At 39.2% G+C, this 12,898-nt stretch carries 7 protein-coding genes; 4 read left to right on the plus strand and 3 right to left on the minus strand.

The window, feature by feature from the left end; all coding sequences use genetic code 11:
• Positions 1-59: 59 nt before the first annotated feature.
• A complete protein-coding gene (locus BEGALDRAFT_RS02150; protein ID WP_002683201.1) occupies positions 60-2,288 on the minus strand; it encodes an LPS-assembly protein LptD in 2,229 nt (742 codons plus the stop codon).
• A 331-nt stretch (positions 2,289-2,619) separates the two neighbouring features.
• Here BEGALDRAFT_RS02150 and BEGALDRAFT_RS17735 point away from each other — a divergent pair, with 331 nt between their 5' ends.
• A complete protein-coding gene (locus tag BEGALDRAFT_RS17735; protein ID WP_002683203.1) occupies positions 2,620-4,629 on the plus strand; it encodes a SpoIIE family protein phosphatase in 2,010 nt (669 codons plus the stop codon).
• A 493-nt stretch (positions 4,630-5,122) separates the two neighbouring features.
• Here the strand turns inward: BEGALDRAFT_RS17735 and BEGALDRAFT_RS17740 are convergent, their stop codons facing one another.
• Positions 5,123-7,099: a response regulator gene (locus BEGALDRAFT_RS17740; protein WP_002683204.1), complete on the minus strand. Its 1,977-nt coding sequence runs from the start codon at positions 7,097-7,099 to the stop codon at positions 5,123-5,125.
• A gap of 187 nt (positions 7,100-7,286) precedes the next feature.
• Positions 7,287-7,907 (minus strand): metallophosphatase domain-containing protein, encoded by a 621-nt coding sequence (locus BEGALDRAFT_RS02165; protein ID WP_002683209.1) that lies wholly within the window; start codon positions 7,905-7,907, stop codon positions 7,287-7,289.
• A 232-nt stretch (positions 7,908-8,139) separates the two neighbouring features.
• Between BEGALDRAFT_RS02165 and BEGALDRAFT_RS02170 the strand changes: the two genes are divergently transcribed.
• The 3 genes from BEGALDRAFT_RS02170 to BEGALDRAFT_RS02180 all read left to right on the plus strand — a co-directional run bounded on the left by BEGALDRAFT_RS02170 (position 8,140) and on the right by BEGALDRAFT_RS02180 (position 12,516).
• Complete coding sequence (locus BEGALDRAFT_RS02170; protein WP_002683211.1) at positions 8,140-9,282, plus strand: SGNH/GDSL hydrolase family protein; 1,143 nt, start codon at positions 8,140-8,142, stop codon at positions 9,280-9,282.
• Positions 9,283-9,309: 27 nt separating this feature from the next.
• A complete protein-coding gene (locus BEGALDRAFT_RS02175) occupies positions 9,310-10,314 on the plus strand; it encodes a YhdH/YhfP family quinone oxidoreductase (RefSeq protein WP_002683213.1) in 1,005 nt (334 codons plus the stop codon).
• A 126-nt stretch (positions 10,315-10,440) separates the two neighbouring features.
• A complete protein-coding gene (locus tag BEGALDRAFT_RS02180; protein ID WP_002683215.1) occupies positions 10,441-12,516 on the plus strand; it encodes a response regulator in 2,076 nt (691 codons plus the stop codon).
• Positions 12,517-12,898: the final 382 nt, after the last annotated feature.

Consider the following 12,898-nt stretch of genomic DNA (forward strand, 5'->3'; position numbering starts at 1 on the left):
AAAAAAAGGCGTATAACCCTATCGTTAATACGCCTTTGAATCTCTATTTTGATAATGGATTAAAATCTATCGTCATAACCCACGATATTATCTTCTAAAAATGCATCAGCTTTCTTCCCAAAACCACCTAAGCCTTTTAATTCTACTTCTAAGAAGAAACCATGCAGATAATCACCTTCAATCGTATTCAAATAGCGACGTGCAACGCCTCGTATTGCCCAACAGCAACTTTCATACTCAAGTCCTAAAAAGACCTCTAAATCTTTACGCGCATCTAGCGAATAATTCCAACGTCCTAAGCTGCGCCATTGAGACGACAAAGGAAACCGCCAAGAAATATCCGTTTGTTCTAAACGGTTTTCACGTAAACGATAGGAGAAATTATATAAACTGTCAGTATTCGGACGATAACGTAATCGCCAAATACTCAATTCCGTGTTATTACTGTTTGGATTCCAAAGCATTGTTGCAGAACCACTTAAACGCGCATTAAATTGCGAAGAGAGTTCCGCCACAATATCCGACGTGCTATCGGTATTCCATAATTCACTGGGCAATACAACCTCACGGTCAGCAAAATAATAGATTTGTCCCACACTGACCCGTAAATTTTCTAACCCTGTTGCTTGGTCGACAAACCGTGTGGTTAATGCTGCCGTTAATTGATGACCATCATCGACACGGTCAGCCCCAATAAAACGGTTATCACGGAATAATTGCCCAAATGATAAATCGTACTCAGCCGTATCAAATATCGGAATATCCTCTTGATATTCATAAGGTGTATAACGATAAAATAAACGCGGTTCTAATGTATGTAGTAAATAACGATTAAACCAATTTACCTCGCGGTCAAAAAATAAACCTGTATCCATCATCAAGGTATAAGTGCTACGGCTTGGATGGTCACGCAAAGCACTCACAGACTCATCAGGTAATTGGGTTAAATCATAACGGGTGTGGCGTAAAATTGCGGAAGGGACAACAAAACCGCTTGCTGTCCGCCATGGAAAACTGAGCGTTGATTTAAAATCATAACGATTACCGACAGGGGCTTCATTATAAGAACGCTCAAAATTTACAAGCTCCATTTGCCCTTGTACATTTAACTGTTTATTCCGTTCGGGTAAATCACTGCTTAAAACAATTTGCGGTAACCGTTCATACGGACGGGTTGCAGGATTTGTATCCAAACTCTGATAACGCTGTAACCGTCCTAACACATTCCAACCATTGCCAAAAAAACGCAAATCGCCTCGTTGTTCCAAGTGCGTGGTACTCGATATCGTCAAATTATCGCCTAACTCTCTAAAATAACGATCATCAGACACTTCATCATAAACAATATCCGTATATAAAGACGGCACAACCATGCCACTATGCCGAATTTTCAACAAACTTCTATCTTCATCTGCCGTGCGGTCATTGGGTAAATATTCCCACTCAATTTGCCCGCCACTGTTTTCTAACAAATAGCGAAATTCTGTCCCCAACAAAACACCGCGCTTACTCATCAAACGGGGCGTAATCGTCGCGTCATAATTTGGGGCGAGATTGAGATAATAGGGGATACTAAACTCAATCCCGACTTCGTCCGAACTCCCCATACTCGGCGGTAAAAAGCCAGACAAACGACGGTCATCAATAGGGAATGACAAATAAGGGCTATAAAAGACAGGAATATTTAAAATATTAATCACTACATTATTAGCAGAGCCTCGCCCTGTTTCCTGATTTAAATGCACGTTACTTGCTTTTAATCGCCAGACTTCCGAACTAGGGTCACAAGTCGTATAAGTCGTTTGTTGCAACTTGGCATTATTCTCATTTTCTCGCTGTAACGAAGTCGCTTGCCCGCGCCCGCGACGGTTCAATAACCAATAATGCACATCTTGCATTTCTCCCTGATGATTGGGGAGTAATTTGGCACGGCTACCACTGATAATAAATTGCTTGTCCCAAAACGTGAAACTCCCCTCAGCATCAACAACCTCTTGATTTTTTAAGTAGGTTGCCAAGTCTGTTTTTAAAACCTGCTCGCCCCGTTGCAAAATCACATTGCCACTGGCAACAATTTTTCCCTCTTGTTCATACATTTCCCCGTCATCCGCATATAAACGCACGGCATTATTTTCAGGTGGGGGCGGTAAAACGGGCGGTAGAGGCGTAATTTCCCCAATCGCCTGACACATCCCCCAATCAAGCGCGTAACTCATACTCGGCGCAATGCTTAATAAAGAGGCAAATAAAATAAATTGGTTACGTATTCGCACGATGTTTTTTAACATGAATCAATCAAGCAAGTGAGGGCAAGGGCAGTTGTTAGTCTATCCCCATTAAAAATTTTTTGAGAATAAAGCATCAAAGAGAAAATTCAAGATTTATTTCCATTATTCATCTCAAAAATACCGACCATAAAGCCTTATTAATTGAGTTACTTAATATTTAAAAATCAAAAGATTTCTTAAGCGTCACAAACTAATCACTTGTGAGGCTTAAGTATATTCGCTTTTTTTTCGTTACAATCATGTTAAATAACCTATCAAAAAGAAAAAACCATTGGAAATAACAACCGATTATTTACTGAAATAGTGATAATCATGATTGCAAGGAATGATCATGTCATTACTAATACATGTTAGACAATCAGGCTACTTTGCCCTCATCATAACAATGATGCTCAGTGTTGCCGTTGCTGTGCTTATCACCATTGGCATGGGCATTTTTTACATGGTACGAGTGGAAAATTTACACAGTGATTTTATTCGCCAACAGCAAACAAAAGCGAATGAATTAGCAACAAATTTCTCTGCCTATACCGTTAGTTTGCGCCAACTCGCCTACACCGCCGCGTTAGTTGCACACTACGCAACAGGCGATTCAGATAAAGCCACCAGTCTTCTTTCTATTCTCGTAGAATCTGCCCCACAACCTGTCTTTGGTGTTGGTTTTTTCTACGAACCCCATCAATTTAATGCAAATCAACGCTTATATGGACCTTATGCGGACCGCAACACGCCAGATGCTCACACCCGAATTACCTACGAATGGGCAACAGAACATTATGATTATTCTAAAGAACGTTGGTATTTAGATGTTATCGAATCACCCGATAACGTACATGTTTCTGAACCTTATCTGGATAATAGCAACGTGACATCAGAAGTATTTGTGACCTTTGGGAAAAAAATTTTAAATCAACAGGGTAAACCCATTGGCATCGTCACCGTTGACACAACCATTGCTATTCTACAAGCCACGATTGAAAAGATTAATGCAGAATATGGCAATAAAGGTATTGTTTATGTCACCACAGCAGCAGGTAAACCGATATTACACCCATTAATCAAAGAGCTACAACAATATGTTTCTAAAGAGACAAGCACAGATTTTACAAAAATATCGCCTGAAACTTTAAACGCTTTCCACCAATTTTTAGGCTTTCACAGTCATAGACATTTAAGTTTTACAGAGATTGAACCCGCAGCAGCGACATTGCCTCAATTAGGATGGGTGTTGCACATTTTAAATCATGAAAACGAACAGTTAGAAAAAGAGCAAAAAATCTCCAATATAGTCTTGAGCGTTATCATAACGACTTGGCTTATCGTTGGTTTATTACTCCTTGTTTTTAGTAGTGTCTTAAAACAAAGCCGTTTTGAACTTCAGAAAAAGAAGGCGTTAGAACGTGAAATTGCTCAACGTGAACATAATCAGCAGTTATTAAAAGCACTGAATGAGGGCTTAGAAAAACGGGTTGCAGAGCGTACTCAGGAATTACATCAGGCATATGAAGAAATCCGTTCCTTAAATTCACGCTTAAAAGCAGAAAATATGCGTATGGGAACAGAATTAGAAATTTCGCGCCATTTACAACATCTTGTCTTACCTAAACCTGATGAATTAAAAGAAATTACTGATTTAGATATTGCAGGTTATATGGAGCCTGCAACAGAAGTCGGGGGTGATTATTATGATGTGTTACAACACAATGGACATATTAAAATCGGTATTGGTGATGTAACAGGACATGGGTTAGAAAGTGGTGTGTTGATGATGATGGTACAAACCGCTGTTAGAACGCTATTACTGAATAATGTGACTAATCCACAGCAATTTTTAGATATTTTAAATCGGACGATTTATAAGAATATTAAGCGGATGGATAGTGATAAAAACCTGACCTTGTCATTATTAGATTATCAAAATGGTCAAGTAAAATTGAGCGGTCAGCATGAAGAGGTGTTAGTTGTCCGTGCAAATGGTGCTATTGAACGGATAGATACCTTAGAACTGGGATTTATGGTCGGGATTGAGGAAAATATCGCGCCTTTTATTAATCAGAGAAAAATCATTTTAAATACAGGCGATGGGATTGTGTTATATACCGATGGTATTACAGAGGCTTTTAACCTTGAACATCAGCCTTACACGGTTGAGCGTTTATGTCATGTTGTACAAATGGCGTGGCAGGAAAGTGCGGAAGTGATTAAAGAAAAAGTGATTCAGGATTTAAAACAGCATATTGGTGTGCAGAAAATTTCGGATGACATCACCTTATTGATTATTAAACAATACCCGCTAAAAACATTGCAGAATGTTAAAAATGAAGCGGTTGCAACTTTATGATGGAAGAAAATTAACAGGATGATATAGTGCGTTTAACGCGAGTACGGCGAGATTCTTTTAAAAAGACAAGAGCTTGAATATTGTAGGGTGGAATAGCGAAGCGTATTCCACCTTGAAATTCTGCAACAACTGAGCAAAAACAGATTATAAATCGTATGGTGGAATACGCTTCGCTATTCCACCCTACATTTTTTAGTTACCTGAGTTCGGCGAGTTTCTTTTAAAAAGACAACAGTTTGTCTGAATCAGGATTTTCAGGATTAAAAAGACAAGAAAATTAAAAGAATAAAAATTATGTTTTTAATTGTTTTTAATTGTTTTTAATTCTGCTAATTCTGAAAATTCTGTGAATTCTGATTCAGACAAAAAAAGACCTGCTAAGTTTTGAAAACCTAGCAGGTCTCTGTTTTGTTTTATAAAACTCGCTGAACTCAAGTTACGTTTACTATAAAAGAGCGCGTCGTAGATTTATTTATCTACACGTGCTTTATCATTAATTCGGCAATGGATTGATTAATAAAATAGTTTCCAGCCGTTTAATGACTTCCCCGTTATCTAATGGTTTACGTAAGAAATCATCAACGCCCATATTCACTAATTTGTTTAAAATCGTCTCATCCATCAGATTACTCATCATCACAAGGCTAATTTCCTTAGTCGCAGGGTTTTGTTTAAACTGCGTTAATGCACTGATATCGCCTTGTAAATCAGGGTCAGTTAAATCACAAAAAATAAGATGTGGCTGGTGTTTTTCAGCAAGGTTAAAGCCTGTTTCTTTATCATCACTTTCTAAAACATGAATCGCATAGTGTTGTAACAATTGTTTTAACGCCGTTCGCTCGCTGATGGTTGGATCGATAATTAATACTTCTGGCGTAACTGGCGGTAAATTAATAAAGAAAGTTGTCCCTTTGCCAAGTTCGGACTCAACCGTCAAACTGCCATTATGTGCAAACATAATATCTTGACTGAAAGGCAAGCCGAATCCTGTGCCTTTTTCGCCTGCTGTCCCTGTTGTTGACGTTTTTTCTTCAATTTTAAAGAGTTTAGGCAAATTTTCTGCGGGAATACCAACCCCTGTATCTTTGACTGCAATGCTTGTCGGACGGTCAGCAGGAATATAAAAATTGATTACATCGCCTTTTTTACAAAATTTAATCGCATTCGACGCTAAGTTTTGAATCACCTCGCCTAATAGAGCGATGTCCGCAAATAAACGCACACCTTGCGGGACGTTATTCACTAACTCCACCCCTTTTTGTTTTGCAAGGTAACGTAAGTTATTAATGGTTTTTTCAACCTTTTGTTGTGCATCAACAAACTTGGGTTTAGGCGTTAACTTACCCGTTTTTAAACGACTGATATTTAAAACGTCTTCTATGAGATGAATAGCAGATTTACCGATTTCTAATAACCGACGTACAATATCTTGATGATCTTCATTTAAAGGGGCTTCGTCGTCGGTGTAGAGATATTCTAATGCAGAGATAATACCCGCTAAGGGGGAGCGTAAATCATGCGCAACCAATGAAACAAATTTATCTTTTAACTCATTGGCTTGTTCTGCTTGTTCTTTGGCTTTGCGCAGTTGTGCATTAGCGGCAGTTAATTCGACGGTACGCTTTTCGACTAATTCTTCTAAATGGTTACGATATTGCGCTAATTCATTTTCTACCGATTTACGTTCAGTAATATCTTGCGTTGTGCCATTCATCAATACGGCTTTACCTTGTTCATTCATCATGATTTCGCCTTGTTCATGAACAATCCGCACTTTGCCATCGGGCATTAAGATACGGTGGTCAAAACTAAGGGGATTTCCTGTCTTAACAGCCATTTCCACATGTTCAGAAAAGGGGGTTTGATCATCAGGATGAACGCAGGCTAAGAATGATTCTAAGGTTGGTTTGTGGGAAACCCCTTTTTCTGCAAGGTGATGACAGCCCAGAATACGATAGATTTCATCAGACCAGAACATACTGTTGTTGGTCATATCCCATTCCCAGTTTCCTAAATGGGCAATTGCTTGTGCATGTGCCAAACTGGCTTGGCTTTTACCAACATTTGCCATGGCTTGACTCGCACGGAGTACATAGCGCACTCGATGACCTAGCAAGGGATAAGTAATGGGTTTTGTGATGAAGTCGGTTGCACCTGCTTCATAGGCTTGATTGATGGATTCCATATCATCCAAGCCTGTCACCATCAGGATGGGAATGTGTTCGCCACCTTGTAATTTACGAATTTCGGCGCAGGTTTTATAACCATCCATACCAGGCATCATGACATCTAACAGAATAATATCTGGTTTTTTTTCTTTAAAAATTTGGAGCGCAGGCAAACCATCGCCAGCTTCCTCTACCTGAAAACCCGCTTTTTTTAGCGTATGTCGCATTAATAAACGCATCGTTGCGTCATCGTCAACAATTAACACCAGTGGGGCGTTCTCTTCAGAAGCAATGATTGTCATGAGTTGATTTCTATGAGCTGTCAAGAAAGTATCATTATATAACAATTGAGCATGAGATAATGTGATACAAATTTGGTGAGTTTATTGGATAATGCTAATCAATTTTCTATCGTAAAATCAGTAGGGTTATTGCTTATGTCGCTACATACAAACGATACCCACGATTGCATCATAACTAATTAAGGCATTACAAATTAATTAATAGCGGTGGATTACGGGGGGCATAGCGTAAATTACAACTGGATGCATTGACATATACCGTTGTATTTTCACGAAAATAACCATAATTTTCATGGATATGACCAAAAACATGTAACCGTAATGTCAATGCTCGTACCACAGTGCGCAAAGCCTCACAGCCAACATGTTCGCCCGTACTGACCGTATCACCAATGCCATAGGGTGGGGTATGCGTTAATAAAATATCGGTATCCTTTGGAATTAACTGCCATTTTTCGGCTAATTCTTGTCCACGACTGAGATTAAACGCCATATTGAGAAAACGCGGTTGCCACGCAGAACCATAGATTTTTAAACCATCAATTTCTATTCCTTCATCGTGCAAATAAATACTGTTTTTAATCAATGCACGGGCTTCTTTAGGACGTTGATACAACGCCCAGTCATGATTCCCTGCGGTAAATATTTTATAGCGATAGGGCAATGTCCCTAAAAAATTATCAAATTCACGAATTTCTGCAAAAGTTCCATGTTCGGTAATATCCCCAGCATGTAGCAAAATATCGCCTTCTGGATAGTCAATATCCTGATGAAAGCCGTGGGTATCGCTGACAAGTACTATTTTCATCGTTATAACCCTTGGTGGTGTGAAACAGCACGGTGTTTTTAAAATACGGTGTGTTGAGCTGTTTGGTAGAGAAATATATTATTGCTATCTATTTGATATTTATCTTATATATAAGATTTTTTGATAACTGGCGAGTAGGTAGCATTCTATGCTTAAAATATAAAGGTCATTCTGTTTAAAAATGACCCTTCATGCCTTTTCGCACTTTAGATAATATCTACAGGAAAAATCTATGCGTAACTTTCTCATCAATGTGTTACTTCTCACTATTTTACAACCCGCTATCAGCGTCGCAAATCCTTATCAAGCGATTTATGTTTTTGGCGACAGTTTGTCAGATACAGGGCGAATTTATCAATTAAGTGGCGGAAGCTTGCCCGCTTCTCCCCCTTACTATCAAGGACGTTTTTCCAATGGTTCTATCTGGGTAGAATACTTAGCGGAACAATTACAATTGACGTATGACGCTAATACTAATTTTGCATGGGGTGGCGCAGAAACAGGTACAAGTTTTTTACCGCAAGGCTTAAAAACACAAGTCAATAATTATCTACGTAGCAATCCTCAAGCCGACCCAACAGGTTTATATCTTGTCGGTGCTGGTAGCAATGATTTTTTTGTCTTCGGCAATGATGCAACTGAAGCAAACATTCAGACAACTGTTGATAATGTGATATCCGTTGTGACGCAATTACACGAAGCGGGGGCGCAATTCATCGCCGTTCTTAATGTCCCTGATTTAGGCTTAACACCTTCAGGACAAACACAAAATACAGACGGCACGTTAACCAATATTATCGCGCAATATAATGCGAGCTTGTACGCACGGCTCAATCAGCTAAATTATTCTGTCGCCTATATTGATGCCTTTTCTACGTTACGCAATTTAGTCACAACCCCCGCACTTTTAAATTTAGAAAACGTTACCGAACCTTGTTTACAAACAACACCAACGCAACAAATTTGTGATAACCCAAACAGCTATTTATTTTGGGATGACAAACACCCAACAACAGTGGTTCATCAAAACATCGCCACACAAACTTATCAACTGATTCAACAAGCAGAATACTTACCAGAAACAGGCAATTTACAACTACCTGTTGTTACTGTGACTGATGCACAAGGCAACACCAGCACTTTTCAAGCAGTATTACAACAACAAACCAGCCCTGAATGGCATTTTGCCGTCACACAGCTAACAACAACAGCGGTGCAAACAGGATTAGCACCAGCCAGTATTTATCATGCAGAAACAGGTGATTTAGAAATTCCTCGTGTTTATGTAGGTACACAAGCCTGCCAAGTGACATTAAGCCTCACAGCAGATACTACGCAACTACTTTTTTACTTAAAAACAGTAAGTTGTGATTAAATAAAAACTATCACCAAAGGAGAAAACATGCCAATTCCTACCACCTTCCAAGCCCTGCGGGTTTTTAACGAACACAACACCACCTGCCCACGCATGACAACCTTAACACTTGCCGACTTAAGTGCTGGGGAAGTTGTCATTAAAACCGCCTATTCCGACATCAACTATAAAGATGCCTTAGCCGTGACGGGTAAAGGTAAAATTCTCAAATCCTTTCCCCTCAATGCAGGCATTGATGTTGCGGGCGTGGTTGTACAAAGCGATGTCGCCCATATTCAAATTGGCGACAAAGTGCTTGTAACAGGATGCGGTTTAGGCGAACAAAGAGATGGCGGTTATGCAGAATATGTGCGCGTTCCTGCATCACTGGTTGTCCCCCTACCTAGCGGTTTAACGCTACAAACCGCAATGGCAATCGGAACAGCAGGTTTTACCGCTGCATTGGCGGTTCAACGGTTAGAAGAAAATGGACAAACACCCGAAAAAGGCCCGATTCTAGTAACGGGCGCAACAGGCGGTGTCGGTAGTCTCGCTATCAATCTACTAGCAGGCTTAGGCTACCACGTTACCGCATTAACCAGTAAAGCAGAACAAACGGATTACCTACGCCAAATCGGTGCAAGCGATGTTTTACTGAGCCAAACAATAGATTATGGAAGTCGTCCCTTAGAAAAAGCCCAATGGGCTGGTGCAATTGACAATCTAGGCGGAAAAACCTTGACATGGTTAACCCGTACAATAAAACCTCGTGGCAACATTGCCTTAATCGGTCTTGCCAGTAGTCACGAACTGAACACAACAGTTATGCCCTTTATTTTACGAGGGATTAATTTACTAGGCATCAATTGTGATGAAATTCTCCCAGCAACCCGTTTACACTTATGGCAACGACTCGCAACGGATTTATATCCATCTAATTTAAAAGCTATTATTAACCAAGAAGTTACTTTTTCTGATTTATTGACCGTGTTTAATCGCTACATTGATGGCAAAATAACAGGCAGAACCATCATAAAAATTGCAGATGTTTAAAAGACTATTACCTAGTCAACTACCCATTTGAATACACTCCCATTTTTCCCAATGGGAGCAAATAAACATTGTTAATATCGTCATCACAATGGGTTTCTGTGAACACTGCTGTATTCAAGGATATTTATGAATAATAACAAGCCAATCGTTTTAGTCGTTGATGATACGCTCACAAACCTTGCCTTTTTAAACCAAGTGCTACAACAAGAAGGCTTTACCGTTTTATTAGCAAAAAATGGCAAATCTGCATTAAACATTGCACAAGAAACCCCGCCCGACCTGATTCTGTTAGACGTGACTATGCCTGAATGGGATGGATACGAAACCTGTCGCCGTTTAAAAGCCATTCCCCGCCTTGCCACGATTCCCGTGCTTTTTCTGTCCGCATTAACCCAAGCCGAAAATCGCCTACAAGCCTTTGAAGTAGGTGGCGTTGACTACGTTAATAAACCTTTTCAAGAAAAAGAACTACTTGCACGAGTACGCACCCACGTAGCACTACACCGCTTACAAGAAAAATTAGAACAAGAAATTGTACACCGTGATACACAACTACTTGCCTATGCTAATGATTTAGAAAAAAAGGTTGAAGAACGCACGGAAGAATTAAATAAAGCAAAAGAACAGGCAGAAGCGGCAAATCTCTCAAAAAGTCAATTTTTAGCCAATATGAGCCATGAATTACGAACTCCGATGAATGCAATTATTGGCTATAGCGAAATATTATTAGAAGATGCTTTAGAGGATGGTTTAGAGAATTTCATCCCCGATTTACAAAAAATTCGCTCATCTGCTAAACATTTACTAGGACTTATCAACGATATATTAGACTTATCAAAAATTGAAGCAGGCAAAATGGAACTGTCTTTAGAACGCTTCGCCATTGATGTGATGGTTAAAGAAGTGATAGATACCGTTAGCCCATTATTAGCGCAAAATCATAATCGTTTAAATCTACAACTAACTGATAAAATTGAAAATGTATATGCCGACATTGTTAAAACACGACAGATTCTTTTTAATCTACTCAGTAATGCAATTAAATTCACTGAAAATGGGGTTATTACCCTTATTGTTGAGCGACAACCCGCAAGTCCCAGCGATTGGTTAATGTTAAAAGTCAGCGATAACGGTATCGGCATGACCATAGAACAACAACGCAAATTGTTTAAACCCTTTAGCCAAGCGGATGCCTCCACCACTCGCCGTTATGGCGGAACAGGCTTAGGGCTTGCGATTACAAAAGAATTTATTGAAATGATGGGCGGGAGTATTCATGTTTCTAGCGTCTTTGGTGAAGGCAGTACGTTTACCGTACATTTACCACTAGAAGTACAGCTTGAAGTCCCATCACCCGCTAAAGAAACCTTAAACGATATACAACATTTATTAGTCAACAGTGGCATTATTTTGGTTATTGACGACGATATTTTAGTGCGTGAACTGCTACAAAGTTATCTCACACGCCTCAATTACAGTGTCGCAACCGCAGAAAATGGCGAAGAAGGTTTAAAACTGGCGAAAAAATTACGCCCCGATGCGATTTTACTCGATGTCAAAATGCCCGATTTAGATGGCTGGAATGTTTTATCTGCCTTAAAAAGCGATAATTTACTGGCAGAAATCCCCGTTTTTATGATTTCTATGGAAAATGAGCAATCAAAAGGTGTTGCACTGGGAGCAACCGATTATTTGATGAAACCTGTTGGACGGCAACAAGTTATTAATATTCTGCAAAAATATCATATTGGTGAACAGGGTTCACATGCCGTTATGATTGTAGAAGATGAAATTGTTACCCGTGAACATATGGCGGAAATTTTAAAACAAGAAGGTTGGCGGGTTTATAAAGCAGAAAATGGACGGGTCGCGCTGGAACAGTTAGCTTATAAAAAACCCAATTTGATTTTATTAGATTTACTGATGCCAGAAATGGATGGTTTCGAGTTTATCGCCCATTTAAGAGATAACCCCAACTGGCGCACTATTCCCGTCGTTGTTCTAACCGCAACAAAATTGAGCGCGGAAGACCAAGCGCATTTACATGGGCATGTTGATACGATTATCAAAAAAGAAAGCCATAATAGTGATGAATTACTAGAACAAATTTATGGCTTACTCCGTCAAACTAAATCCCCATATCAGCCTGTTTCTTTTGAAAATACCTTAATGCAACGCCCGTTTTTGATTCGTTCACCGTAACACATTAAAGAACTCGTTCGAGTAATTAAATAAGGTTTGCTAGTCTTTTTTTGTCTGAATCAGAATTCACAGAATTTTCAGAAACCCGAGTTCGGCGATATTTATAAAATAAAACAGATACCTGCTAGGTTTTGAAAACCTAGCAGGTCTTTTTTTGTCTGAATCAGAATTCACAGAATTTTCAGAATTAGCAGAATTAGCAGAATTAAAAACAATTAAAAACATAATTTTTTATTCTTTTAATTTTCTTGTCTTTTTAATTCTGTTAATCCTGAAAATCCTGATGCAGACAGTGTTTTTTTAATCTTATATAGTAAACGCACTATAAAACGATGCGAAGGACTGGCAGTCCTAGATTTAAATCACTTTATGGCACGTTTGC

It is taken from the genome of Beggiatoa alba B18LD (genome assembly GCF_000245015.1).
Classification (GTDB): Bacteria; Pseudomonadota; Gammaproteobacteria; order Beggiatoales; family Beggiatoaceae; genus Beggiatoa; species Beggiatoa alba.